The 25,527-nt window shown below is 61.7% G+C and carries 19 protein-coding genes and 4 tRNA genes; 8 read left to right on the top strand and 15 right to left on the bottom strand.

All coding sequences use genetic code 11. From position 1 onward, the window contains the following. Positions 1-99: 99 nt before the first annotated feature. Positions 100-1,878, top strand: a complete 1,779-nt coding sequence (locus tag BT179_RS13855) for a bifunctional diguanylate cyclase/phosphodiesterase (protein WP_072393931.1) — start codon at positions 100-102, stop codon at positions 1,876-1,878. On the opposite strand, the gene BT179_RS13850 is transcribed toward BT179_RS13855, so the two are convergent. The 6 genes from BT179_RS13850 to BT179_RS13825 all read right to left on the bottom strand — a co-directional run bounded on the left by BT179_RS13850 (position 1,783) and on the right by BT179_RS13825 (position 7,912). Then, entirely contained in the window at positions 1,783-5,010 is a 3,228-nt protein-coding gene (locus BT179_RS13850; protein ID WP_083568907.1) for a DUF6531 domain-containing protein, read from the bottom strand. The genes BT179_RS13855 and BT179_RS13850 overlap by 96 nt on opposite strands. 214 nt (positions 5,011-5,224) lie before the next feature. Continuing rightward, positions 5,225-5,626, bottom strand: coding sequence for an SEL1-like repeat protein (locus BT179_RS13845; RefSeq protein ID WP_072393934.1), 402 nt, complete (start codon positions 5,624-5,626; stop codon positions 5,225-5,227). Continuing rightward, positions 5,626-5,997 carry a hypothetical protein gene (locus BT179_RS13840; RefSeq protein ID WP_003179080.1) on the bottom strand — a complete coding sequence of 124 codons (372 nt, stop codon included), beginning with the start codon at positions 5,995-5,997 and terminating at the stop codon, positions 5,626-5,628. Before BT179_RS13840 ends, BT179_RS13845 begins: the two co-directional genes overlap by 1 nt. Continuing rightward, the gene (locus tag BT179_RS13835) at positions 5,994-6,335 is read right to left on the bottom strand and encodes a helix-turn-helix domain-containing protein (protein WP_072431647.1); all 342 of its coding nucleotides are present in this window, start codon (positions 6,333-6,335) and stop codon (positions 5,994-5,996) included. Before BT179_RS13835 ends, BT179_RS13840 begins: the two co-directional genes overlap by 4 nt. Positions 6,336-6,449: 114 nt before the next feature. Continuing rightward, positions 6,450-6,905, bottom strand: coding sequence for a YkvA family protein (locus BT179_RS13830; RefSeq protein WP_072431622.1), 456 nt, complete (start codon positions 6,903-6,905; stop codon positions 6,450-6,452). A 293-nt stretch (positions 6,906-7,198) separates the two neighbouring features. Next, positions 7,199-7,912, bottom strand: a complete 714-nt coding sequence (locus BT179_RS13825) for a BamJ family beta-barrel-assembly machinery protein (protein WP_072393940.1) — start codon at positions 7,910-7,912, stop codon at positions 7,199-7,201. A gap of 268 nt (positions 7,913-8,180) precedes the next feature. Here BT179_RS13825 and BT179_RS13820 point away from each other — a divergent pair, with 268 nt between their 5' ends. Together BT179_RS13820 and BT179_RS13815 are read left to right on the top strand one after the other, a co-directional pair. Further along, entirely contained in the window at positions 8,181-9,986 is a 1,806-nt protein-coding gene (locus tag BT179_RS13820; protein ID WP_072431623.1) for a di-heme-cytochrome C peroxidase, read from the top strand. A 31-nt stretch (positions 9,987-10,017) separates the two neighbouring features. Further along, positions 10,018-11,154, top strand: coding sequence for a catalase family protein (locus BT179_RS13815; protein WP_072431624.1), 1,137 nt, complete (start codon positions 10,018-10,020; stop codon positions 11,152-11,154). 96 nt (positions 11,155-11,250) lie between these two features. Here BT179_RS13815 and BT179_RS13810 read toward each other — a convergent pair. The 4 genes from BT179_RS13810 to BT179_RS13795 form a co-directional block, all read right to left on the bottom strand. Next, positions 11,251-11,327 (bottom strand) — tRNA-Asp (locus tag BT179_RS13810). A gap of 17 nt (positions 11,328-11,344) precedes the next feature. Further along, positions 11,345-11,420, bottom strand: a tRNA-Val gene (locus BT179_RS13805). A 173-nt stretch (positions 11,421-11,593) separates the two neighbouring features. Beyond that, positions 11,594-11,670, bottom strand: a tRNA-Asp gene (locus BT179_RS13800). A 20-nt stretch (positions 11,671-11,690) separates the two neighbouring features. Next, a tRNA-Val gene (locus tag BT179_RS13795) sits at positions 11,691-11,766 on the bottom strand. Between the two features lie 160 nt (positions 11,767-11,926). Between BT179_RS13795 and rdgC the strand changes: the two genes are divergently transcribed. From rdgC to sugE, 3 genes are all read left to right on the top strand, one after another. Continuing rightward, positions 11,927-12,847, top strand: a complete 921-nt coding sequence (gene rdgC, locus BT179_RS13790) for a recombination-associated protein RdgC (protein ID WP_072393949.1) — start codon at positions 11,927-11,929, stop codon at positions 12,845-12,847. 143 nt (positions 12,848-12,990) lie between these two features. Then, positions 12,991-13,959, top strand: coding sequence for a bile acid:sodium symporter family protein (locus BT179_RS13785; protein ID WP_072393952.1), 969 nt, complete (start codon positions 12,991-12,993; stop codon positions 13,957-13,959). A gap of 117 nt (positions 13,960-14,076) precedes the next feature. Beyond that, on the top strand, positions 14,077-14,391 hold the full coding sequence (gene sugE, locus BT179_RS13780) for a quaternary ammonium compound efflux SMR transporter SugE (RefSeq protein WP_003204587.1): 315 nt from the start codon (positions 14,077-14,079) through the stop codon (positions 14,389-14,391). 103 nt (positions 14,392-14,494) lie between these two features. On the opposite strand, the gene BT179_RS13775 is transcribed toward sugE, so the two are convergent. The 3 genes from BT179_RS13775 to BT179_RS13765 form a co-directional block, all read right to left on the bottom strand. Then, on the bottom strand, positions 14,495-16,369 hold the full coding sequence (locus BT179_RS13775) for an MFS transporter (RefSeq protein WP_072431625.1): 1,875 nt from the start codon (positions 16,367-16,369) through the stop codon (positions 14,495-14,497). A gap of 100 nt (positions 16,370-16,469) precedes the next feature. Next, complete coding sequence (locus BT179_RS13770; protein WP_072431626.1) at positions 16,470-17,618, bottom strand: TDT family transporter; 1,149 nt, start codon at positions 17,616-17,618, stop codon at positions 16,470-16,472. A gap of 101 nt (positions 17,619-17,719) precedes the next feature. Next, positions 17,720-18,913 carry an MFS transporter gene (locus BT179_RS13765; protein WP_072431627.1) on the bottom strand — a complete coding sequence of 398 codons (1,194 nt, stop codon included), beginning with the start codon at positions 18,911-18,913 and terminating at the stop codon, positions 17,720-17,722. Positions 18,914-19,018: 105 nt separating this feature from the next. On the opposite strand from BT179_RS13765, the gene BT179_RS13760 reads away from it, so the two are divergent. Further along, positions 19,019-19,558, top strand: coding sequence for a TetR/AcrR family transcriptional regulator (locus tag BT179_RS13760; RefSeq protein WP_072393964.1), 540 nt, complete (start codon positions 19,019-19,021; stop codon positions 19,556-19,558). Positions 19,559-19,725: 167 nt separating this feature from the next. Then, positions 19,726-23,196 (top strand): hybrid sensor histidine kinase/response regulator, encoded by a 3,471-nt coding sequence (locus tag BT179_RS13755; RefSeq protein ID WP_072431628.1) that lies wholly within the window; start codon positions 19,726-19,728, stop codon positions 23,194-23,196. A gap of 185 nt (positions 23,197-23,381) precedes the next feature. Here the strand turns inward: BT179_RS13755 and rmuC are convergent, their stop codons facing one another. Beyond that, complete coding sequence (rmuC, locus tag BT179_RS13750; protein ID WP_177305116.1) at positions 23,382-24,767, bottom strand: DNA recombination protein RmuC; 1,386 nt, start codon at positions 24,765-24,767, stop codon at positions 23,382-23,384. Between the two features lie 188 nt (positions 24,768-24,955). Further along, entirely contained in the window at positions 24,956-25,279 is a 324-nt protein-coding gene (locus tag BT179_RS13745; RefSeq protein ID WP_072431630.1) for an SEL1-like repeat protein, read from the bottom strand. Positions 25,280-25,527: the final 248 nt, after the last annotated feature.

Raw genomic sequence — 25,527 nt, 5'->3', positions numbered from 1 at the left:
CTCGGAGCGTCATCAAACTGACATCATTCTGTCGTGAAATACAGGACCGGGCGCCCCCAGCGGGAGGCGCCCAGTCCTTTTTTTTCGCCAGAGATAGCCATGACCACGACCGAACAGCTGGGTGCCTTGAGTTCAATCCTGACTCAAAGCGGTTTGCACAGCCTGTTCCAACCGATCATCTGCCTTTCCGAACGACGCATCGTGGGTTATGAGGCCCTGACCCGCGGACCGTCCAACAGCCCGTTGCACTCCCCCATCGCCCTGCTCTCCGTGGCACGCCAGGCCGGACGGCTCAGTGAACTGGAACTGGCCTGCCGGCGCAGCGCCTGCCAGCGTTTCAACGAGCAGAAACTGCCGGGCAAACTGTTTCTGAACGTCTCGCCCGAATCGCTGCTGGAGTCGGCGCACCAGACCGGCCGCACATTGCAGCTCTTGCAGGATTTCGGCATTCCACCCAGCCAGGTGGTGATCGAACTGACCGAGCAGACCCCCATCGACGACTTCCAGCTCCTGCAGACCGCCTTGCATCATTATCGCGCCATGGGCTTTTCCATCGCCCTGGACGACCTGGGGGCTGGTTATTCGAGCCTGCGACTTTGGTCCGAATTGCGGCCCGACTATGTGAAGATCGATCGGCACTTCATCGATGGCATTCACCAGGACGCTCTCAAGCGCGAATTCGTCGGTTCGATCCTGAAGATCGCCCGCACCTCACGGTCGCAGGTCATCGCCGAAGGCATCGAACTGCCCGAGGAACTGGCGGTACTGATCGAGATGGGCGTCGATCTGGTCCAGGGTTACCTGCTGGCCCGCCCCCAGGAGCAGCCGTCCCGGGACGCCAGGGCGCTCATGCCCAGGCAGGACAGCGGCGCAGTATCGCTGAACGATGAGGTCAACGACCTCGGGGCCTTGCTCAACGAACAACCGGCCGTGGCTCACGACACTCCCACGGCCACAGTGCTGGAGGCCTTTCGGCGCCAGGCCAACCTCAATTCCCTGGCGGTACTGGACAACCAGAACCACCCCTGTGGCATCGTCCATCGCCATTCGCTTTCGGACGCCCTGCTCAAGCCCTTCGCCACCGACCTGTTCGCCCGCAAACCCATCAGCCGCCTGATGAGCGATGACTTCCTGGCCGTGGAGCTGAACCAGTCGCTGCAGCAGGTCAGCCGCCTCATCACCAGCCGCGCCCGGCAACGCATCGAAGAAGACTTCATCATCACCCTCAACGGCGGTTACCTGGGACTGGGGCGGGTGATCGACGTGCTCAAGCTCATCACCGAGCTGAAAATCCAGCAGGCTCGCTACGCCAACCCCCTGACCCTGCTGCCGGGCAACGTCCCCATCCAGCAATGCCTGACCCGCCTGCTGCAGCAACGGCAGGAATCGGTGATCTGCTACGTGGACATCGACAGTTTCAAACCCTTCAACGATATCTATGGCTACGGCCGAGGCGATGAAGTCCTGCTGTGCCTGGCCCAATGCCTGAACGAACGCATCGACCCCAGCCGCGACTTCGTCGGCCACATCGGCGGCGACGACTTCCTGCTGGTCCTTGGCCCGGAAGACTGGCGCAAGCGCCTGGACCAGCTTCTGAGCGACTTCCAGACCCACTGCCGGCGCTTCTATCGCCCCGAACACCTGGAAGCGGGATGCTTTACCGCACTGAACCGGCAAGGGGTCCGCCAGGAGTTTGCGTTGTTGTCACTGTCCATCGGGGTGGTGTATCTGCGGTCGGAGGCGTGCGAGGAGCTGGACGCCAGCCAGCTGGCGGAACTGGCTTCACAGGCCAAGCATCATGCCAAGGACATGGCCGGAGGCAGCGTGTACCTGGTCGAGGCAGAGCCTGCGAAGGATGTGGACGTGGCCACCGTATAGCGACACCCCACCGAACACAGCCGCCAGTTGGCTCGGATCGGCTGTCAGGTAGCGGCCGGTTTCAGGATTGCAGTAGCGGTGCCGATCATAGTGCAGACCCGTCTCGGGGTCGAAGTACTGGCCGTGCGAACGCAGCGGCTGCTCCAGCTCTTCGCCGCCGCCGTGCTCGATCGCACAGGCCCTGCCGTAGCCGGTGTAGCGCGCCGACCAGACGATCTGGCCGCCATAGTTGGTCAGTTCCTGGGGCAGCCCCAGATGGTCGAGGTGGTAGTAGAACGGGCAGCTGTTCAGGCCTTTGCCGTCGAGCATCGCCAGTGGGCGGAAGGTGCCGGGCTCGTAGAGGTAGCTGCGGTAGTGGCGCGGACTGCTTTCAGCGACGAGGAAATCCCCCTGCCAGAAAAACCTAGTGGTCAGGCCTTCGACGGTCTTGCTGATGCGTCGGCCAAACGCGTCGTAGCGGTAGGACATTTCGCGACCTTCCGGCGTGGTGACGCCGATCAGGCGATGCTGAGTGTCATACCGGTATTCAGTGAGGAGGACGTGAGCCTCACCGTGACGCTCGCGGATCAGATTGCCAAAGGCGTCGTAGTCGGCGTGGTGGTCGCCTTCGCTGGGCAGGCGGTTGTCCTCGAGGCTGGGCGGGTAAGGGCCCTGCGGCAGATTGCCAACCGGGCCGTGGCCGAAGGGTTGCGGCGGCTCATCCTGGCCACGCTCGATGCGGATCAGCCGATCCGAGCCATCGTACCGATAAGTGCACTGTCCATCATGGCTGTCGGAAATGACCTCAAGGTTTCCCTTGGCACTGTAGGTAAAAGCGCGCCAGAACAAGGACTGCCGGTTCTGTTGCACCGTACAAGCCCTGAGACGGCCCTGGTCATCGTAGTCATAGTGGCTGAGCAGCAGTCCCTGTTGACGCTGCCATTCGCGACCGGCCCGGTAACGATGTTCGGTGAGGCGCTCACCGTTGAGGTCGATGGCAGTGAGCATCCCCCCTGCGGCGTAATGGAAATCGACCTGGCTGTTGTCCGGCAAGCCCATGTGATCGAGCCGCCCGCAGGTATCGTAGCGATAACGCAGGGTGCCCTGGCCTTGATGTTCGGCGACCAGCCGGTCCTGGGCGTCGTACTCGAAGACCAGCGGGTTATCGCTGCCATCGCTGACCTCCGCCAGCCGTCCCAGCCTGTCGTAGCGGTACTGGATCGACTGTCCGTCGGGCAAGGTCTTGACCCGAAGCCGCCCGGCCGCGTCGCGCTGGTAGGTCGTCAGCCACTGGCTGCCATCGACGCCGAAGTCGGTTTTTTCCAGCAGGCCTCCGTTGAGGTCATAGACGTAGTCCGTACGCTGGCCGTCGAAGCCGACTTGCCGTCGGATCAGGCCGCCGGGGGTGTAGTCCAGCTGGTATTTTTCCCCGGATTCATTTTCGATTTCGGTCAGTAGCAACCGCGCCGAGTCATATCGGTAGTGCAGCTCGCTGCCATCGGGGTTGATGCGTCGGCTGACCAAGGGCCAATCATCGGCATATTCGTAATGGGTGATGCGGCCCTGTTCGTCGCGTTCACGGGTGATCTTGCCGTAGGCGTTGTAGTGCCAGGCGCGGCTGGCACCGGTTGGCGAGGTCGCCTGAAGCAGGCGCTCCACGGCGTCCCATTGATAATGGGTCAAGCCACCGTGTTCGTCCTGGCAGGTCAGCAAACGCCCGAGGAGGTCGTAGGTAAACGCCCGTCGACTGCCATCTGGCAAGGTTTCTTCAGCCAACTGCCCCAGAGCATCGCGAGCGAAGCGGTGTTCGCCGCCGTCCGGATAGCGGATCGCCGACAACTGTCCGTGAGCGTCATAGGCATAACCGGTACTTTGTCGACCCGGGTCAATGACCTCGATCACGTCACCCTGGGCATTGCACCGGTAGGTCCATCTCGCATCACCGCGCGCCTTGGCGTACAGGACACCGTTGCGGTATTCGTAGGTCGTAGGCAGTTCGTTCGGTGGAATCAGCGCTGCCAGCCGTCCGTCCTCGTCGTAACGGTATTCGGTGACGCCGCCCAGGGGATCCTGCTCAGCGATCAAACGCCCCTGTTCGTCGTAGGCCTTGAGGTGCTCGCCGCCATCGGGATCGACCTTGCGCACCAGACGCGCCTGCTCGTCGTGGATGTACGCCTCTTCGCTGCCGTCGAGGTGTCGGACCGTGACGCAACCGCCCTCGCCCCAGCGATAACGGATATCCAACTGCGGGAACGAGGCCCAATACCGCACGCAGCGGGCCGACTTCCCGGCCCCCTCCCACTCCCAGAAAAAACTCGCGCCACCGGCCAGTTGCCTCTGGAGGATGACGTGCTGGTCGTCGTAGTCGTAGCGCTCGCTCTCACCGGCGGCATTGGTCGCTTCGATGAGTCGCAGGCGCCCGTCATAGCGGTAGGACATCAAGGTCTGCTCGGTACGCCAGGCGTCGTCCAGGGTCAGGGCCGGATGGAAGCTCTGGTAGTCGATGGCCACCAGGTGGCGCTGCTCGTAACGCAGGCGCAGGCAGCGTCCGACACCGTTGTCGAGGCGACTGATATCGCCATGGATGTTGCGCTGCAGGGTCAGGCGGTTGCCGTAGCGGTCGCTGAGGGCGATCAGTTGGCCGTCGCGAAAATGCAGGAAAGGTGCTTGCCCACCCGGCTGGGCAATGATCATCTCATCCGGTTCGCCCCCCAGGTAAATCGCCGCGTGGACCAGGCCATGTTGAATCGCCGGGCGCTGGACGCTGGGCAGGGAAAAGGTCGTCCGGCGGTTTTCCTGGTCGATCCAGATGACTTGCCCGCCTTCAAGCCGCAAGCGATGCGCCAGGGCATGGCTCCAGCCACGCCCCAGGCCCAGGTCCTGATCGGCGGCACCGCTGCGGTACATGCGAGTGAAGACAAACGGCAGCCGGCCATCGAGCTGACCGTCGTCAAGGCTCAGCAATCCCTCGCCCGTGACCAAGGACAGCTGGCCGCCGCGGGTGCAAGGCAAGGCCGCCGTGCTGATTATCGGGGGACGTCCAGCGAAACGGATCAGCCGCTCCATACCCATCAGCGAGGGCTGCTCGTGGCAAACCGTCAGGGTGCCTTGGGAACTGTCGACAGCTTCCTCGATACGACGCATCTGTTCCATCAGGACGCGGCTCGAACAGGGGCCCGCAGGGAAAACCGGTCGAACATGGGCAAAGGTCTCGCAACACTCAGGAAGGGCGAGACTTTGCAGTGGATAACAGGGGAAATAAGTCAGCGAAAGAAGCGGTGGATGTAGGGCGATTCTTTAAATTCACCAGAGCGCACAACAACCCATCCACCGAGGCTCGCACGCTGCGCCTGCCTTGTGGATAAGTCTACAGGTCGTGGCCTTCGAGCTTCTGGAGCCGGTCCTCGGCCAATGGATGTCCCGCCTTCGCCGCCAGCGCCCACCAGCGTGCCGCTTCGACCGGGTCCGGCGCCTTGCCGACCGTTCCGGTCATGCTGAGCACGCCGACCTGATAGGCCGCCTTGCCATCCCCGGCCAAGGCTGCCAGCCGCAACAGGCGAATACCTTCGGCCCGGGCGCCCAGCCCTTGGCCGCGAAAGGTGAGGATATGGCCATAGAAACTCTGGGCACCGACATCGCCCAGGTTCGCCATGCGGGAAAACTGCCCCTCGAGCCACGCCCAGCCGCGAGGCTGGCGGACGAACCATGGCCAGTGGAACAGTCGGCGCGCCAGCCAGTAACCGGCCCGTGCCTTGATACGCCAGAACATCAGGCCTCCGCCGACTCGGGATACTCGTATTCGAACACCCGGACCACTTCGGAGGCATGCCATGAGGCAGCGGCCACGCCATCGGAAGGACCGGAGAAGCGCCCAAGGCGCTCGACGCACTCGAAGAACCCCGTGCGTGGCAACCGGCTGGCGCCCTGGCTGATGACCAGCGAACTGCGCAGAGGCTGCTCGGCCCGGGCATCCAGCGCTGCCAGATGCTCGAGGGCCGCGGTCAGGGTCTGCATGGCCGGACTGGGCAATTGCAAGCGCTCCAGCAACGCCCGATACGTCAACAGATGGCGCTGGCGGCGCGCCTGGTCCAGTTCCCCCAGCAATCCATCCCAATGCTGTCGACTGATGCGTACACTCACGATTCATCCCTCCAACCTGGCACCGTCAACTCCCAGGCCAGACTACGCCGAATCGCGGCATCGGGCTGACGCTCGCCGCTTTCGATCATGGCCAGATAAGACGGGCTGATTCCTACCGTGCGGGCCAGCGCCTCGATGGCGATGCCCTTCCCTTCGCGCAAACTGCGTAATTGATCCAGACCAGGAAGGTCCTGACCGGGTGTCGCCGCCGGATGGACCGTGGCTTCGTGCGGCGGTGCTTGATGGATGCCTGCGGCTTTCAACAATGATTGGTACTGATCCCACGGTAAAACCGCATACTCGGGCTCTCCGTCGCGCGTGATTATCTGAATATCCATGACTACCCCGTAGGACAACAACACTTAGCGAGTCAGCTTTTTTCCTAGGAAGTGTAATCCTAAATAGTGGCTAAGGTCGCGGGGCGATGAATCCATGAGGAAAATGCAACAGGATCAGTTTTTTTTCTGACCTTCGAGTTGAAGCTGCTCCGGGGTGTCCGGAAGCCTTTCGACCCGCACGAGCTTCTCGGGCAGTTGTCGATCACGCCAGGCACGAAAGGCACTGAGCTCGGTATCGAGGTTTTTCATGATCCATGCCAGCACGGCGATATCATCGAACATGCCGAACATAGGCAGCAGGTCCGGTATGGCGTCCAGGGGGCTGAGGAAATACATCAGGCCTGCCACGATGGACAGCAGCGATTTGGCGCTCACGGCCCGATACTCACCACGCCAGTAAGCCAGGCACAAGGCCTGCAGCAGGCGCAGGTCATCCTTGAGCCGACCCAGGCGACCGCCCTCCCGGGCACTCTTGCTGGCCACGGCAAACAACAGCGTCGGCAATCGACCGCGAGCCAGCAAGCGCCCCGCCAAAGGCAGGAATCGGGCAAAATTCCACGGTGCCTTCATTTCTTCTTCCCACTGAAATGTTATCCACACAAATTGTGGATAACCTTGTGAACAGACCTGCATTTCACCGCTGAAGCCCCCGTTGCACAAGGGCCCGGCTTAGATCGGGCGTTTTTTACTCACTAAAAAAAACCCAATATTTCATTGACTTGACCGGCCGACTGGGGCTAGCGCGGCGCCTGTAATGCCTATGACTGCCGCCTGCGGCATGCGTTCGTTTTTTTGATGTTGCCGGCGCCCGCATACAAAAACGCCCCGCATGAGCGAGGCGTTTTCGTTGAGATCAGACGCGGTTACTTGGCTGCGTCTTCTTTTGCCGGATCCTTGATTGCCAGCAGTTCCAGGTCGAACACCAGGACGGAGTTGGCAGGGATGGCCGGACTCGGGCTCTGGGCACCGTAAGCCAGGTCGCTCGGGATGTACAGTTTGTACTTCTCGCCGACATGCATCAGTTGCAGGCCTTCGACCCAACCCGGGATCACGCCGCTGACCGGCAGGTCGATCGGGCTGCCACGTTCAACGGAGCTGTCGAACACCTTGCCGTCGATCAGCTTGCCGGTGTAGTGGACAGTCACCACGTCAGTCGGCTTGGGCTGTGGACCGTCGGCCTTCTTGACCACTTCGTACTGCAGGCCGGAAGCGGTGGTGGTTACACCCGACTTCTTGCCGTTCTCTTCGAGGAATTTCTTGCCGGCGGCCGCCGACTCTTCACTCATCTTGGCCATGCGCTCTTCGGCACGCTTTTGCAGCGCGGCAAAGGCTTCGACCAGTTCTTCGTCTTTCAGCTTCTGTTCTTTCTTGCCGACGGCATCTTCGATGCCCTGGGCGACCGCTTTGGAGTCCAGGTCATCCATGCCTTCCTGAGCCAGGCTCTTGCCCATGTTCAGGCCAATACCGTAGGAAGCTTTCTGCGCCGGGGTTTTCAGCTCTACGCTGGTCTGCGAGTCGCAACCTGCGAGGACCAGGCCAACCAGGGCAACCGCCGCCGCCAACCGATGCTGTTTCATGCTATTTCCTTGTTCATGCGCCTAAAGGGCAATCGAGTAAAGCCGCGAGCTTATCAGGCGGCCACGACCAATGGCTACCGGCATGTGAGCCACAAACCGGTGATAAGTTCAGGCGTGCAAACGCAATTTGATCCTGGGCCGATTAAGGCTCCGTTATCCAGGGCGCATAGCGACAAATCACCGCGACTCGCAACCCTACGATAATGGCCACTTGCCGGCCACGCGCCTCTGAGGCATAAGGGCTTATCAAAAAAACAAGGACGTTACCGTGCGCCTTCTCTCCCGCATCCTATTGTTGATCCTCGTGCTGCTTTTTGTCGCAGTGGCCGTAGTGCTTTATTACGTCGCCAACCCTCGCCTCCCCTTCTATACCCCGGTCGAACAGGTGCACTACCTGGACCAATGGAGCGCCACCGAGCGCCAGACGTATTACTTCACCCCGCAGGGAACCCAGGTCAAAGGCCTGCGCTACGACTGGTTCACCGCGCTGGAGCTGCCGTTTTCGCAAGAGCGCTTCGCCTCGCCGCAATACCTGGCGCGCTTCGGCTTTCTGGTGGACCCGGCGCAGAAGCCCTCGCCGCAAAATCCAGGCAATCTGCCGGTGGGCTTCACCCGGCACCAGAACGCTGGCAGCAGCGAGCAGTTCCTGGATATCACCTGCGCCGCGTGTCACACCGGTGAACTGCATTTCAAGGGCCAGGCAATAAGGATCGATGGCGGCTCGGCCCAGCACGTATTGCCCTCCAGCGTCCCGACATTGCGCGGCGGCAGTTTTGGACAGGCCCTGGTCGCCAGCCTGGCGTCGACCTACTACAACCCCTGGAAATTCGAACGCTTCGCCCGAAAGGTGCTGGGCCAGGACTATGATGCCCGCAAGAACGAACTACGCGAGGCCTTCAAGGACTCCCTGGGCACTTTCGTGCGCACCGCATGGAACGACACCCATCGTGGCCTCTATCCCACCGAGGAAGGGCCCGGCCGTACCGACGCCTTTGGCCGTATCGCCAACGCCAGCTTCGGCGATGCCATTTCGGCGAAGAACTACCGCGTCGCGGACGCGCCGGTGGATTACCCGCAACTGTGGGAAATGTGGACATTCGACTGGGTGCAGTGGAATGGCTCGGCCCAGCAGCCAATGGCCCGCAACGTCGGCGAAGCCCTGGGCGTCGGTGCCACGCTGAATTTCTTCGACGCCCAGGGCAAGCCGCTGCAGGGCGATGCGCGCTACCCCTCCAGCGTGCGCGTGCGCGACCTGCATACCATCGAAGAGACGCTGCAACTGCTCAAGCCGCCGGTCTGGCCGGAAGCATTGCTGGGCCCGGTCGATAAACCCCTGGCCGCCAAAGGCCGGGCCCTGTTCGCCGAAAACTGCGCCGGTTGCCACGTGCCCAAAGTGGTCCAGGGTCCCGACAGGCCGGTCCAGCAACTGCACATGCTGCCCGTGAAGGTCATCGGCACCGACCCGGGCACCGCCAACAATATCGCCGATCACCGCTTCGACCTGACCAGCCTGCAATGGGACCCGGCCGAACTGGCGAAACTGGAAGTGCAACTGCACCCTACCCCGACGCAACCGCTGGACATGAGCCAGCTCTCGGTCGCCAAGGGCCTGGCCTACGTCACGGCATTCGTCGAAAACCGGGCTTACCGCGACGCCGGCGTGACTCCAGAGGAGCGTCCGGCACTGGATGGCTTCGGCTTGCCCATTGGCGTGCGCGAACTGCGCGCCTACAAGGCTCGTCCGCTGGCCGGCGTGTGGGCCACGCCGCCTTTCCTGCACAACGGCTCGGTACCGACGATCTATCAGTTGCTCTCACCCCAGGCCGAGCGGGCGACCACCTTCTATAAAGGCAGCTTCGAATACGATCCACGACACCTGGGCTATCGCACCGAGGCCTTCACCAACGGTTTCGTCTTCGATACCCGGATCACCGGCAACCACAACAGCGGCCACGAATTCCGCGCAGGCGAACGCGGCAACGGCGTGATTGGCCGCCTGCTGCAGCCGCAGGAGCGCTGGGCGCTGCTGGAATACCTCAAAGTGCTCGGCGGGCCACTGGAGTCGCAATTGTGATGATGAACTTTTCAGGCAAAAGGATTGACCCATGCTGATCACGCTCTGGCTGCGCCTCGGCGCCTTTCTGGGCAAGATGCTCCTGTGGCTGCTGGGCATGGGACTGCTCGGCTGGGCCCTGGCCACGGCCTGGTTCGCCTGGCAACACAGCGGACCGGTCCCGGACAAGGAACAGATGCCGCCGGGCGAAACCGCCATGACCCAGGACATCATCCAGACCGCCATTCGCATCGTCGATCAGCATCGCGAAGGCACTCGTTATCTGCGGGACGCCCATGCCAAGGCTCACGGCTGCGTGATGGCCGAAGTCCAGGTACCAACCGACCTGCCCGCCCCCTTGCGCCAGGGCGTATTCGCCGAACCGGGGAAGGTCTGGCAGGCAACCATGCGGCTGTCCAACGGCAACGCCTACCCTCAGTTCGACAGCTTGCGCGATGCCCGCGGAATGGCCATCAAATTGCTGAACGTGCCGGGCAGGCAATTGCTGGCAGAACGGCAATCCCAGGCTGAACAGGATTTCGTGATGTTCAATCATCCGAACTTCTTCGTCAGCGATGTCGCCGAATACCGTCAGAACGTAGCCGCCCAGGCCGACGGCAAAAAGGCCATGGCGTTTTTTCCAAGCATCGATCCACGCACGTGGCAGATCCGCCATCTGTTCATCGCCCTGGCAACCCTCTCGCCACCGCCCGCCAGCCCGACCCAGACAACGTATTTCTCGGTATCGCCCTACAAGTTCGGCGAGGCCAACGCGAAGTTCCGTGTCGCGCCGGATCCAGACAACTGCCCGGAATACACCCTGCCGCCACAAAACCAGGACCTGCCGAACTTTCTACGCAGTGCATTGAACCAGCAACTGTCCACGGACCGTGTGCCAGCGTGCTTCGTCCTGCAGATCCAGCGCCAGGATCCAAGCAAATACATGCCGATCGAAGACACCAGTATCGAATGGCGGGAGAGCGACGCCCCGTTCGAGACGGTGGCACGGATCAAGGTGCCCGCCCAGGACTTCGACACCCCCAAGCAGAACCTGGCCTGTGACAACCTGTCCTTCAATCCCTGGTTCGGCATCGAGGCCCATCGCCCCATCGGCGGGATCAATCGGCTGCGCAAGGCGGTATACGAGGCGGTCAGCGATTACCGTCACACCCGTAATGCCGAGCAATAAGGGCCGGTCGCGCCAAACGCCAGGCAACAAAAAGCCCGCTTGTTAAGCGGGCTTCTTGCAGATGACCTGGCGTTCAGTGTTCCAGGTAATCGAATATGGCGCAGCGGACGGGACTCGAACCCGCGACCCCCGGCGTGACAGGCCGGTATTCTAACCGACTGAACTACCGCTGCGCGTAACATTGAAAGCTTGGTGGGTGATGACGGGATCGAACCGCCGACATTCTGCTTGTAAGGCAGACGCTCTCCCGGCTGAGCTAATCACCCTGCACTTTCGATGCGGGGCGCATTCTCTCACAGTTTTTCGTAATGTGCTGATTTAATTAGCAAAAAATAAAAACCGCGATCGATGCGCACCACAGGAACTGCAAACAGCAAAAAGCCCGCGTTAGCGGGCTTTTCGTGGTGACCTGGCGTTCAGTGTTCCAGGTAACCGAATATGGCGCAGCGGACGGGACTCGAACCCGCGACCCCCGGCGTGACAGGCCGGTATTCTAACCGACTGAACTACCGCTGCGCGTAACACTTGAAGCGAAATGGTGGGTGATGACGGGATCGAACCGCCGACATTCTGCTTGTAAGGCAGACGCTCTCCCGGCTGAGCTAATCACCCTTCGCTTTCGGTGTGGCGCGCATTCTACGGAGCGCCCTCACGACTGGCAAGCACTTTTTAAATTAATTTTCTCAGGCCTTCCAAAGGCTTAGCGAAGGGTTGGCCTATGGCGCCGCGAAGAGAATAATGCCCCCCTTTGTATAAAGGAGAGATTCACCCCATGTGGTTCAAGAACCTGCTTATCTATCGCCTGACCCAAGATCTGCCTTTTGATGCCGAGGCGTTGGAAACTGCACTGGCCAGCAAACTGGCGCGTCCATGTGCAAGCCAGGAGTTGACCACTTACGGTTTCGTCGCGCCATTCGGCAAGGGCGAGGACGCGCCGCTGGTGCATGTCAGCCAGGACTTCCTGCTGATCGCCGCGCGCAAGGAAGAGCGCATCCTGCCCGGTAGCGTCGTGCGCGATGCGCTGAAGGAAAAGGTCGAGGAAATTGAAGCCGAACAGATGCGCAAGGTCTACAAGAAAGAGCGGGACCAGCTCAAGGACGAGATCATCCAGGCGTTCCTGCCTCGCGCCTTTATCCGTCGTTCGTCCACCTTCGCCGCCATCGCACCGAAGCAGGGCCTGATCCTGGTCAACTCCGCCAGCCCGAAACGCGCCGAAGACCTGCTTTCCACCCTGCGCGAAGTCATCGGCTCGCTGCCAGTGCGTCCATTGACGGTCAAGACAGCCCCCACCGCCATCATGACCGACTGGGTCAAGACCCAGAAAGCCGCGGACGATTTCTTCGTGCTGGACGAATGCGAATTGCGCGACACTCACGAGGACGGTGGCATCGTGCGCTGCAAGCGCCAGGACCTGACCAGCGACGAAATCCAGCTGCACCTGAACACTGGCAAGGTGGTGACCCAATTGTCGCTGGCCTGGCAGGACAAGCTGTCCTTCGTGCTCGACGACAAGATGGTGGTCAAGCGCCTGAAGTTCGAGGATCTGCTGCAAGACCAGGCGGAACAGGACGGCGGCGACGAAGCCCTGGGCCAGTTGGATGCCAGTTTCACACTGATGATGCTGACGTTCGGCGAATTCCTGCCGGCCCTGGTCGAAGCCCTGGGCGGGGAAGAGATTGCGCAGGGGATCTAAAACGCAACGGCTTACCCTTGTGGGAGCGAGCCTGCTCGCGATAGCGACATGGCAGTCACCGATATGTTGACTGACACTCCGTAATCGCGAGCAAGCTTGCTCCCACATCAGTATTCGATGCTCTTGATAATAAGGATCAGGTCATGCGCGCACTGGCTGCATTGAGTCGCTTTGTCGGCAATACCTTCGCTTACTGGGTACTGTTTTTCGCGGTGCTGGCATTCTTCCAACCGCAATGGTTCGTCGACCTTAAAGTTGCCATCGTCCCCTTGCTGGGCCTGGTGATGTTCGGCATGGGCCTGGCCCTGAAGCTGGAGGATTTCGCCGAAGTGGCCCGTCATCCAGGCCGTGTGGCCCTGGGGGTGATTGCCCAGTTCGTGATCATGCCGGGTACCGCCTGGCTGCTGTGCCAGGTGTTCAGCCTGCCACCGGAGATCGCGGTCGGCGTGATTCTGGTGGGATGTTGCCCAAGCGGCACTTCGTCCAATGTCATGACCTGGTTGGCTCGTGGGGACCTGGCCCTGGCCGTGGCGATTTCCGCGATCACAACCCTGCTCGCACCTGTGTTGACCCCAGCGCTCATCTGGTTGCTGGCCTCGGCCTGGCTGCCGGTATCGTTCTCGGCGTTGTTCTGGTCGATCCTGCAAATCGTGCTGTTGCCGATCGCGTTGGGCATCGTTGCGCAACGCCTGCTAGGCGCCCGGGTTCGCCATGCCGTAGAAGTGCTGCCGCTGATATCCGTGGTAAGCATCGTGATCATCGTGGCGGCGGTGGTGGCTGCCAGCCAGGCGAAGATTGCCGAATCCGGCCTGCTGATCATGGCTATCGTGATCTTGCACAACAGCTTCGGTTACCTGCTGGGCTATTTCACCGCCCGCGTGTTCGGCCTGCCATTGGCCCAGCGCAAGACCCTGGCGCTGGAAGTGGGCATGCAGAACTCCGGCCTCGGCGCGGCCCTGGCCAGTGCGCATTTCTCGCCACTGGCGGCGGTCCCCAGTGCGCTGTTCAGCGTCTGGCACAATATTTCCGGAGCGCTGCTCTCGACGTACTTCCGGCGCATGAGCGAAAAGCGCGACGGCGAGACCCTCGGCACCCGGCAAACAGCCGATTAAGTCAGGCTTGATCGAGTGCCCGATCATGGGCACTCTATCCTTCCACTGCGGGGACGACCCCGCTACTCGATTGAGTCTTGAATCCGGGGACGACCCCATCCATCGATGAGGTGTCTGATGTCTTGGATCATTCTATTTTTTGCTGGCCTGTTCGAAGTCGGCTGGGCCGTAGGCCTGAAGTACACCGACGGGTTCAGTCGCCCTCTCCCCACGGCACTGACAATTGCCGCCATGGCCATCAGCCTGGGCCTGCTCGGCCTTGCCATGAAGGAGTTGCCTCTGGGCACAGCCTATGCGATCTGGACGGGCGTAGGCGCCGTGGGCACGGTGATCGCCGGGATCATTCTGTTCGGCGAATCAATGGCGCTGGTTCGCCTGGCCAGCGTGGCATTGATCGTTGCGGGGTTGATCGGGCTCAAGGTCAGCGCCTGATCGCCCCGTGGGGGCGAGCTTGCTCGCGATAGCGGTTTGCCTGTGACATCAACGCCAGACAGATTGCAATCGCGGGCAAGCTCGCCCCCACAGTTTTTCTGCCCTAGCGGACAGTCCCACGCAACTCCCCCACCAACGCCTGCAACTTCGCCGGCTCAGCCACTTCCACCGCAACCGCCGAACCCGCCACCAGCGTCACCCGCGACCAGAACCGACGAAACAACCCCTTGCTCGGATCACGACTGAAGAAACTGCCCCACAGACCCTGCAATGCCAGGGGAATCACCGGCACCGGGGTTTCCTGGAGGATGCGTGTCAGCCCGCTCTTGAACTCATTGATCTCACCGTCAGCCGTCAGTTTTCCTTCAGGGAAAATGCACACCAACTCACCGTCCTTCAGGTACTGCGCGATTCGGGTGAAGGCCTTTTCGTAGATGTGGATATCTTCCTGACGCCCGGCAATCGGAATCGTCCCGGCGGTACGGAAGATAAAGTTCAGCACCGGCAGGTTGTAGATCTTGTAGTACATCACGAAGCGAATCGGCCGACGCACTGCACCGCCAATCAACAGCGCATCGACGAAAGACACGTGGTTGCAGACCAACAGCGCCGCCCCCTCATCGGGGATCGCCTCCAGGTTGCGATGCTCCACGCGGTACATGGAATGGCTCAGCAGCCAGATCAGGAAGCGCATGCTGAACTCGGGGACAATCTTGAAGATGTAGGCGTTGACGCCGACGTTCAGCAGCGAAACCACGAGAAACAGCTGCGGTATCGACAGCTTGGCCAGACTCAACAGGACGATGGATACAATCGCCGAAACCACCATGAACAAGGCATTGAGGATGTTGTTGGCGGCGATGACCCGTGCCCGTTCGTTTTCAACGGTTCGCGATTGAATGAGGGCATACAGCGGCACAATGTAGAAACCGCCGAAGATGCCGAGGCCAAGGATGTCCATCAGCACCAGCCAGGCGTGTCCGAATCCCAGTACCTGGAGCCAACCGTGGCCGTCGACGCTGTCGGGGATCGCACCGGAATGCCACCATAGCAATAGCCCGAACACTGTCAGGCCGAACGAACCGAACGGCACCAGGCCGATCTCGACCTTGCGCCCCGAAAAGCGCTCACAGAGCATCGAGCCCAGGGCGATGCCCACGGAAAACACCGTCAGGATCAAGGTCACCACGGTCTCGTCCCCGTGCATCCACTCCTTGGCATAGGCGGGAATCTGCGTCAGGTAAATCGCCCCGACGAACCAGAACCAGGAGTTACCGACGATGGAGCGGGATACCGATGGGGTCTGGCCCAAACCCAGCTTCAGGGTGGCCCAGGATTGGCTGAAGATGTTCCAGTTCAGGCGCATCTGCGGCGAAGCCGCCGCTGCCCTCGGAATGCTGCGACTGGCCAGGTAGCCAAGCACGGCAATACCGACGATCGCCGTGGACACCACCGACGCATAATGAGTCGAGGACATCATGATCCCCGCGCCGATGGTACCGGCGAGAATCGCCAGGAAAGTGCCCATCTCCACCAGGCCATTGCCACCGACCAACTCTTCTTCGTGCAACGCTTGCGGCAGGATCGAATACTTTACCGGCCCGAACAGCGCGGAATGTGTCCCCATGGCGAACAACGCCAGCAACATCAGCCATAGGTGGTCGAACAGAAACCCCACTGCGCCCACTGCCATGATGACGATTTCGCCAAACTTGATCAGACGAATCAACGCGTCCTTGGCGAATTTTTCCCCGAACTGCCCCGCCAATGCCGAGAACAGGAAGAACGGCAGGATAAACAGTAGCGCGCAGAGGTTGACCCAGATCGAACGGTCACCCTCGATGGTCAGCCGGTAGAGGATCGCGAGGATCAGCGACTGCTTGAACACGTTGTCGTTGAACGCCCCAAGGGACTGCGTGATGAAGAACGGCAGGAACCGCCGCTTGCGGAGCAAGGTGAACTGTGACGAGTGACTCATCTTCCATGTACCTGAGTGGCTTGGACGCTTATTGGAATGACGTTTTTCGATCCAGGCCACACATTACCCCACGACACGCCGCTTTGGAGGGGCCGGGCAATTATTTCGCCAGCCCCGCGATGCAGGGCGACACGAACAACTCACCGTGCCATGCCCCCAGCAGGGTACGACGGGCGACGATCAGCCACATCAGCAACAGCGATACCACCAGCAGGCAACCGAACCCGGTGAAGAACGCCAGGCCCAACAGGCTCGCCAGCTTCAGCGTCGTCAGGGCGTAGACCCCCAGGGGAAAGGTGAACCCCCACCAACCAAGGTTGAACGGGATGCCGTCGCGCAGATAGCGGACGGTGATCAGCACCGCCATCAACATCCACCACAAGCCCAGGCCCCACAGGGTAATCCCCGCCACCAAGCCCAACCCGGCAGCGATTTCGCCGACGCCCGGCAAGCCGTTGGCGGCAAATATCCCTGGCGCTTCGCTGCCCAGGAGCAACATGCCCAAGGCACCGGTACCGATCGGACCGAGGGCCAGCCAGCTCGAGGCCGCCATGTTTTCGTGAGGCAGTTTGTGCAAGGCCATGCGCAACAGCAGAATCGTCAGGATGCTGAAGGCCACGGGCAGGGAGAACGCCCAGAGGACATAGCTGGTGACCAGCATCACCCATTGCGAATGCACGTCCGCCAGGTGCGGTGCCAGGAGCCCGCCGCTGGCAGCCGCCACCTCGGCGGCCACCACGGGCAGCAGCCAAACGGCGGTCATCTGGTCGATCCGGTGCTCCTGACGGGTGAACATCAGAAATGGAATCAGCACGCCGCAGGCCAGCGACATTGCCACGTCGATCCACCACAAGACTTCGGCAATGGGCACTGTTGCCTCCCCCCAGCGAGGCAAGCCGAACACCAGCAAACCGTTGATGATGGTTGCCAGCCCCATGGGAATGGTGCCGAAGAACATCGAAACCGTGGAATGCCCAAAGATCCGCCGCGCCTCATCGAAGAACAACACCCAACGGGCGGCGTACAGGCCGGCGAACAGCACGAACAACGCGGCATTGAACAGCCACAGTCCTTCACCCAGCAGGCGCAGCCCGGATCCTCCTCCCGGCCACTGGGCCAAGGCCAGGGCCAGCACCCCGGTGCCCATGGTCACGGCGAACCAGTTCGGGGTGAACTGGCGAATGGCTTCCAACGGCCTGGGCAAATGGCTCAATGGGCGCAAGCGATTTCTTTCGGTGCAGCATGTCATGGCGAACTCCTGTCCTCGAATGAGGTGGAGCCATGCTAGATCCGAATTTAATATCTATATAACGGGTAATTTTTCTATAGCTAATCTATTTTATAGATAAGTCACACACTGCGTTGCTCCACCGCCCTACCCTGCGCCTGACGCAGCAGCCCCCATAACGCTCCGGCGGCCAGCAACATCAATATGACGCCGTAGCCATCGGTGGTGGCGATCAATCCGAACACCCGGGTCAGGTTTCCGGCCAGCAATGATGGAAGACTGAAAGCCAGATAACTGAGGACATAGAACGCCGACATCAAGCCAGCCCGCTCGTGGGGCAAAGCCAGCGGCATGATGCTGCGCAACGCGCCCAGGAAACCGGCACCGAAACCACTGCCGGTCACCAGCGTACCGAGGAAAAACAGCGGCAGGCTGCCGCCATGCACCGCGATCAACACCAGGGCCAGGCCGCTCATCAATAAGCCGGCGGCAAGACGCAGTATCTTGTCCGCTCCCTGGTTGCGCAGCGTATAGATGGACAATGCCCCCGTCAGGGTCAGCACCGCCACCAGCGCGCCCCCCATCAGGTTGGAGGTCGATCCGGTTGCCGCGCGAACCAGGGACGGGGCCAAGGACAGATAGAAACCACCCACTGCCCAGGCCGCCAGGTTCAGTGGCAATACCAGCCATAACGCCCGCCGCGCCTGCACAGGGACATGCAAGGTCGGACGCAGGGATTGCCAGGCCCCGGGCTGCGGACTGACGCTTTCGGCCAGGCGCCAGAGGTAAGCGGCCTGGAGCAGGAACAACCCCAGCAGGATCCAGTAGGCCAGTTCCAGCGGCAATGGGGCGTACTGCGCCAACAGGCCAGAACCCAAGGCCCCAAAGGCCATGCCGAGCAAGGGTGCGAGACTGGTGATCAAGGGACCTTGGCGGCGGTCGAAATCCAACAGCGCAGCGCCAAGCACGCTGGTGGCCATGCCGGTGGCGAAACCTTGGATCAGACGGGCCCAGATCAGCCAACCGATGCTGTCGGCGTTGATGAACAGCGACATGGCCAATATGTTGAGCAACAACGCCACAAAGATCACCGGCCTGCGCCCCAGGTAATCCGACAGCGACCCCACCGTCAGCAAGGCGGCGAGCAGACTGAACGCATATACGCCAAAGATCAGCGTCAGGATCGCCGGGGAGAATTGCATGTGTTCCTGATAAAGGTGATACAACGGCGTCGGCGCACTGGAAGCGGCGAGAAAACCGAGCAAGGTGATGGCCAGGAAAATCAGGCTGGCACGGGTCGAAGCTGGACGAGACATGGGCACACTCCGCAAGGGATCATCCGCAAAAGCTAATTTTTTGCTTTTGCGCAGTGTGCTACCGATGGGTGCTTAAAGCAAATTCTTTGTGTTAAGGTCCGCTGCATGGCTATTAAAGAAGGTTTACGCCCCGGCGGTCGAAGCGCCCGGGTCCAGGAGTCGATTCATTCGGCGGTCCGCACCCTGCTCCAGGAGCAGGACCGCGCCACCCTCACCGTGCCGCAGATCGCCGCGCGTGCCGGCGTGACGCCGTCCACCATTTACCGGCGCTGGGGCGATCTGGCTGCCTTGCTGGCAGACGTCGCCATCGCCCGCATGCGCCCCGACAGCGAACCAGCCAACACCGGTAGTCTGCGCGGCGACCTGCGCGCCTGGGCCGAGCAGTATCTGGACGAAATGAGCTCCGAACCCGGGCGCAACATGATGCGCGACATCCAGGCCTGCGCTACGCCTGGGCATTGCGTGGGGATTATCAGCGCTCAGTTGCAGATCATCCTGGATCGCTATCCCGAGGCGCCAAACCCGGGCATCGAGCGGCTGATCAATGTGGTGGTGGCGCCGACGGTGTTTCGCATTCTCTTTGCGACCGCTCCGCTGGAGGTCGAAGAGTTGTATCGATTGATCGATCTGGCCTTGGCTCGGTAGCCTGCGACGGCAACGGACCGGCTCGCGAATCGCTCCGGCAAAGCCCTCTCCCTATGGCCCGCGACACCTCGCCACGCCTCGACCTTGGTCGACACTGACGAACCCGAGCGGGCGTGCGAGACTGTCGTGCCGGGCCCGGTCCCGGTGTTCTTCGTTCGGGAGTTTTCATGTCGTTGTCCAGCGGGCTGATCGCCGTCGTTGCCCTGGCCTATATGGCCATCATGTTCGCCATCGCCTTCTATGGCGACCGGCGCAGCACACCGCTGCCGCCGCGGGTGCGGGCCTGGGTCTACAGCCTCTCGCTGGCGGTGTATTGCACCAGCTGGACGTTCTTTGGCGCCGTGGGCCAGGCCGCCGAACAACTCTGGTCATTCCTGCCGATCTATCTCGGACCGATCCTGCTGCTAGTGCTGGCGCCATGGGTCCTGCAGAAAATGGTGTTGATCAGCAAGCAGGAGAACATCACCTCCATTGCCGACTTCATTGCCGCCCGCTACGGCAAATCCCAATCCCTGGCCATCGTGATCGCCCTGATCTGCCTGGTCGGCGTGCTGCCCTACATTGCCTTGCAGCTCAAGGGCATCGTGCTCGGCGTGAACCTGCTGATCGGCGCCGGCGCCGACGCCATGGGCACTCGCGCCCAGGACACCGCGCTGATCGTCTCGCTGATCCTGGCCCTGTTCACCATCGTCTTCGGCACCCGCAACCTGGACGCCACCGAGCACCACCGCGGCATGGTGCTGGCCATCGCCTTCGAATCCCTGGTCAAGCTGTTCGCTTTCCTAGCGGTCGGCGCTTTCGTGACATTCGGTCTCTATGACGGCTTCGATGACCTGTTCAACCAGGCGATGCTCGCGCCGCGACTGGAACAGTACTGGAAGGAAACCATCAACTGGCCTTCCATGGTGGTGCAGACCGGGGTGGCGATGATGGCGATCATCTGCCTGCCGCGACAGTTCCACGTCACCGTGGTGGAGAACATCGATCCCCAGGACCTGCGCCTGGCCAAATGGGTATTCCCCGCCTACCTGGCCCTGGCCGCGCTGTTCGTGGTGCCCATTGCCCTCGCCGGACAAATGATGCTGCCCAGCTCGGTGCTGCCCGACTCGTTCGTCATCAGCCTGCCACTGGCCCAGGCCCACCCGTCGCTGGCGGTCCTGGCGTTCATCGGGGGCGCCTCGGCGGCTACCGGCATGGTGATCGTGGCGAGTGTCGCGCTCTCTACCATGGTGTCCAACGACATGCTGTTGCCCTGGCTGCTGCGTCGCAACAACGCCGAGCGGCCGTTCGAAGTGTTCCGCCAGTGGATGCTCTCGGTTCGTCGGGTGAGTATCGTGGTGATCCTGCTGCTGGCCTACGTCAGCTACCGATTGCTGGGCTCGACGGCAAGCCTGGCCACCATCGGCCAGATCGCCTTCGCCGCCGTGACCCAGCTGGCTCCCGCCATGCTGGGCGCGCTGTACTGGAAACAGGCCAACCGCCGCGGCGTATTCGCCGGTCTCGCCGCCGGGATCTTCCTGTGGTTCTACACCCTGGTGCTGCCCATCGCGGCCCACAGCCTGGGCTGGTCGCTGGACAGTTTCCCGGGGCTGGCCTGGCTGCATGGCAATCCCCTGGACCTGCCTATCACCCCGCTGACCCAGGGTGTCGTGCTGTCCCTGGCCGGTAACTTCAGCCTGTTTGCCTGGGTCTCCCTGCTGTCGCGCACCCGTGTCTCGGAACACTGGCAGGCCGGACGCTTCATCGGCCAGGAGATCAGCCCACGCCCCAATGCCCGTTCGATGCTGGCGGTGCATATCGAAGATCTGCTGCAACTGGCCGCCCGGTTCGTCGGCGAGGAACGGGCACGCCAGAGCTTCATCCGCTTCGCCTACCGTCAAGGCAAGGGATTCAACCCGAACCAGAATGCCGACAGCGAATGGATTGCCCACACCGAACGCCTGCTGGCCGGTGTGCTGGGGGCTTCTTCGACACGGGCGGTGGTCAAGGCGGCGATCGAAGGTCGCGAGATGCAACTGGAAGATGTCGTACGGATCGCTGACGAAGCCTCGGAAGTCTTGCAGTTCAACCGGGCCCTGCTGCAGGGGGCCATCGAGAACATCACCCAGGGCATCAGCGTGGTGGACCAGTCCCTCAGGCTGGTGGCCTGGAACCGTCGTTACCTGGAGCTGTTCAATTACCCGGACGGCCTGATCAGCGTTGGCCGGCCCATTGCCGACATCATCCGCTATAACGCCGAACGCGGCCTCTGCGGGCCGGGCGAGGCGGAGGTCCACGTTGCCCGGCGCCTGCACTGGATGCGCCAGGGACGCGCCCATACCTCCGAACGACTGTTTCCCAATGGCCGGGTGATCGAGCTGATCGGCAACCCGATGCCGGGTGGCGGTTTCGTCATGAGTTTTACCGACATTACCGCGTTCCGCGAAGCCGAACAGGCCTTGACCGAAGCCAACGAAGGACTGGAGCAACGGGTCGCTGAGCGCACCCGGGAATTGTCGCAGTTGAACCAGGCGCTGACCGAAGCCAAAAGTACCGCCGAGGCGGCCTATCAGTCCAAGACCCGTTTCCTGGCGGCGGTCAGCCATGACCTGATGCAGCCGCTCAATGCCGCCCGCCTGTTCTCCGCCGCCCTGTCCCACCAGCATGACAGCCTGCCGAGCGAGGCCCGGCAACTGGTGCAGCACCTGGACAGCTCGCTGCGCTCGGCCGAAGACCTCATCACCGACCTGCTGGACATCTCGCGCCTGGAAAACGGCAAGATCAACCCCGATCGCAAGCCCTTCGCCCTGAACGAGCTGTTCGATATCCTCGGCGCCGAATTCACCGCATTGGCCCAGGAACAAGGCTTGAAATTCCGGGTGCGCGGCTCGCGGCTGCGGGTCGACAGCGATATCAAGTTACTGCGGCGCATCCTGCAGAACTTCCTCACCAATGCCTTCCGCTATGCCAAGGGCCCGGTACTGCTGGGCGTACGCCGGCGCAACGGCGAGCTGTGCCTGGAGGTCTGGGATCGCGGGCCCGGCATCGCCGAAGACAAGCAACAGGTGATTTTCGAAGAGTTCAAACGGCTGGACAGCCATCAGACCCGGGCCGAAAAAGGCCTCGGCCTGGGCCTGGCGATTGCCGACGGGCTGTGCCGCGTGCTTGGCCATACCTTGCGCGTACGCTCCTGGCCTGGGCGTGGCAGTGTTTTCAGCGTCAGCGTACCGTTGGCCCGTACCCAGAACGCCGTGCCCAGTGCCGTCGTCGAACCCAACGGTGTCCTGCCAAGCGGTGCCCAGGTGCTGTGCGTGGATAACGAAGACAGCATCCTGATCGGCATGAACAGTCTGCTGACGCGCTGGGGCTGTCAGGTGCGGACAGCGCGCAACCGCGAGGAATGCGAGTCCTGGCTGGCCCAGGGTGGCCGCCCGCAACTGGCCCTGGTGGATTTCCACCTGGACGGTGGCGAGACCGGCACGGAACTGATGGCCTGGCTGCGTAAGCGAATGTGCGAACCCGTGCCGGGAGTGGTGATCAGCGCAGACGGTCGGCCCGAAACTGTCGCCCAAGTGCACGCCGCAGGCTTGGACTTCCTGGCCAAACCGGTGAAGCCGGCGGCGTTGCGAGCATTATTGAGCCGGCATTTGCCGTTGTAGGCGCAAGGGTTTTCCGGCCGGGCACCGAGCTGTGGGCGCGGGGATTCATCCCCGCTGGGTTGTGCCCCCTGCCCTGCGCACTGCGGCGCAGCAGACGAACCATGCAAGCCGGTTTACGACTGCTGCACAGCCGAACGGGAATGAATCCCCTCGCCACAGGTTTCGCACCAGACCCAAGGATTTCATCAATCCTGGATTTTTGCGGTTTCTTCCGGCAACTCAGGCAACCCATCCCCATCGCTCATCGCCCGCTCGAGCAGTTCAGTGGGCAGGCTCTTGCTGGCCCGGGCACCGAGCAGCTTCAGTTGCTCGCTGCGGCTGATGAGGTTGCCACGCCCTTGCGTCAGCTTGTTACGCGCCGCACCGTAAGCCTTGTCCAACTGCTGCAGACGGCTGCCGATTTCGTCCAGATCCTGGATGAACAAGACGAACTTGTCGTACAGCCATCCGGCCCGCTCGGCGATCTCACGGGCATTCTGGCTCTGGCGCTCCTGCTTCCACAGGCTGTCGATGACCCGCAACGTCGCCAACAGCGTGGTAGGACTGACGATCACGATGTTGCGGTCGAAGGCTTCCTGGAACAGGTTAGGTTCGGCTTGCAAGGCTGCGGAAAACGCGGCTTCGATCGGCACGAACAGCAGGACGAAATCCAGGCTGTGCAGACCTTCCAGCCGCTTGTAATCCTTGCCGGCCAAGCCTTTGACGTGGGCTCGCAATGAAGCGACGTGTTGCTTGAGGGCATGCAGGCCAACGGCATCGTCCTCGGCGCCCACGTACTGCTGATAAGCCGTGAGGCTGACCTTGGAATCCACCACCACCTGCTTGTCGCCGGGCAGGTAAATCAACACATCGGGCTGGAATCGCTCGCCGTCCGGCCCCTTGAGACTGACCTGGGTCTGGTATTCGCGCCCCTTTTCCAGCCCCGCGTGTTCGAGCACCCGCTCCAGGATCAACTCGCCCCAATTGCCCTGGGTCTTCTGGCCCTTGAGTGCCCGGGTGAGGTTGGTGGCTTCGTCGCTCAGGCGAAGGTTCAGCTGTTGCAGGCGCTCCAGCTCCTTGCCCAGGGAAAAACGTTCCCGTGCCTCGGCCTGATAACTTTCCTCGACGCGTTTCTCGAAGGACTGGATGCGCTCTTTCAGCGGATCGAGCAATTGTCCCAGGCGCTGCTGGCTGGTTTCGGCGAAACGCTGCTCGCGTTCGTCGAAGATCTTTCCCGCCAGCTCGGCAAATTGCGCGCGCAGTTCGTCTCGCGAGCCTTGCAGGTCGTTCAGGCGTTGCTGGTGGCTTTCCTGCTGTTCGCGCAATTCGGCGTTCAGGGACGCGGCCTGGGCATCGAGCCGTCGCAGTTCCGCCTCCTTGCTGGCACGTTCCAGGCTCCAGGCGTGGGCGGCATCCCGGGCGTTGTCGCGCTCGATCTGCAACAACTCGACTTCACGGCAGGCAGCAGCGAGCTCGGCTTGCCTGGCGGCATTGGCTTGGCTCAGGTCGCTGATTTCGTCACGGCAGGCATCGAGCTGGGCGTTCAAGCCATCATGGGCCATATGGGCCATTGCCAGGCGCTCTTCGAGCAAGGCCAACTCCGTCTGCGCGGCAGCGGCCTGGCGTTGCAGATGCCAGGCCAAAGCGAGCAGCGGCACTGCTGCGCCTGCCAGGCCAAACAACAGGCTGGTCAAATCCATAGCCATGACAAATCCTGCCGGTCGAATAAAGCCCGAAGGTTAACCAAGCCGCCGCAGGTTGCCCAGTCGCGTCTTCGATTTCATCTTTCTATTTCAGTCAGGGCCTTTTGTGCCCGCGAGTCCCCGGCCCGAGCGGCCTGGCGCAACAGGTCCTGGCCGATGCGCCGGTCCCTGGCGTTCCCGCATTCACGGCACATCAACTGACCCAGGCGACTTTGTGCGGCCACCACGCCGTCGCGAGCCGGCTGCTTGAGCAACCGGCCAGCCAGGTGCTTGACGCTGGGGCTTGCCGCGAGTCGGGGACTGTCGAGCAGCCACTCGGCGACTCGCATCGAAATACGCTTGGGAGAGATAACACCAGAGGGTGTGGAGGTAACAACCGTTGATACTGAGCGAAACTTCATAAAGCACTGCGGGACAGATCGGAAGGCGCGCCACTCTACTCCTTTTTTCGTGCCGGTAAAGTCGAAAAAATCCGGCACGCCCGTCCTAGAGCAAGTGCTTGGGACAATCCACAGAAGCTGTGGATAACTCAGTGGACAACCCCCCTTGAATGGGTCGCAAGCCCTGTAGGACGGGGCCTGCGCTTAAACTGACGATTTTTTCACCAGTAAAAAAAAGCGATGTTTTTCATTGACTTAAATTTTGGATA

The sequence above is a fragment of the Pseudomonas sp. NFACC43 genome, assembly GCF_900119645.1.
Classification (GTDB): Bacteria; Pseudomonadota; Gammaproteobacteria; order Pseudomonadales; family Pseudomonadaceae; genus Aquipseudomonas.
Note: the sequence above shows the minus strand (reverse complement) of the source record. Positions and strands in the feature narration are given on the sequence as shown.

Bases quoted from the DNA above. Each gene is read 5' to 3' on its own strand.
- BT179_RS13855 (WP_072393931.1), top strand. From the start codon at position 100: ATGACCACGACCGAACAGCTGGGTGCCTTGAGTTCAATCCTGACTCAA.
- BT179_RS13850 (WP_083568907.1), bottom strand. From the start codon at position 5,010: ATGGAACAGATGCGTCGTATCGAGGAAGCTGTCGACAGTTCCCAAGGC.
- BT179_RS13845 (WP_072393934.1), bottom strand. From the start codon at position 5,626: ATGTTCTGGCGTATCAAGGCACGGGCCGGTTACTGGCTGGCGCGCCGA.
- BT179_RS13835 (WP_072431647.1), bottom strand. From the start codon at position 6,335: ATGGATATTCAGATAATCACGCGCGACGGAGAGCCCGAGTATGCGGTT.
- BT179_RS13830 (WP_072431622.1), bottom strand. From the start codon at position 6,905: ATGAAGGCACCGTGGAATTTTGCCCGATTCCTGCCTTTGGCGGGGCGC.
- BT179_RS13825 (WP_072393940.1), bottom strand. From the start codon at position 7,912: ATGAAACAGCATCGGTTGGCGGCGGCGGTTGCCCTGGTTGGCCTGGTC.
- BT179_RS13815 (WP_072431624.1), top strand. From the start codon at position 10,018: ATGCTGATCACGCTCTGGCTGCGCCTCGGCGCCTTTCTGGGCAAGATG.
- rdgC (WP_072393949.1), top strand. From the start codon at position 11,927: ATGTGGTTCAAGAACCTGCTTATCTATCGCCTGACCCAAGATCTGCCT.
- BT179_RS13785 (WP_072393952.1), top strand. From the start codon at position 12,991: ATGCGCGCACTGGCTGCATTGAGTCGCTTTGTCGGCAATACCTTCGCT.
- sugE (WP_003204587.1), top strand. From the start codon at position 14,077: ATGTCTTGGATCATTCTATTTTTTGCTGGCCTGTTCGAAGTCGGCTGG.
- BT179_RS13775 (WP_072431625.1), bottom strand. From the start codon at position 16,369: ATGAGTCACTCGTCACAGTTCACCTTGCTCCGCAAGCGGCGGTTCCTG.
- BT179_RS13770 (WP_072431626.1), bottom strand. From the start codon at position 17,618: ATGACATGCTGCACCGAAAGAAATCGCTTGCGCCCATTGAGCCATTTG.
- BT179_RS13765 (WP_072431627.1), bottom strand. From the start codon at position 18,913: ATGTCTCGTCCAGCTTCGACCCGTGCCAGCCTGATTTTCCTGGCCATC.
- BT179_RS13760 (WP_072393964.1), top strand. From the start codon at position 19,019: ATGGCTATTAAAGAAGGTTTACGCCCCGGCGGTCGAAGCGCCCGGGTC.
- BT179_RS13755 (WP_072431628.1), top strand. From the start codon at position 19,726: ATGTCGTTGTCCAGCGGGCTGATCGCCGTCGTTGCCCTGGCCTATATG.
- BT179_RS13745 (WP_072431630.1), bottom strand. From the start codon at position 25,279: ATGAAGTTTCGCTCAGTATCAACGGTTGTTACCTCCACACCCTCTGGT.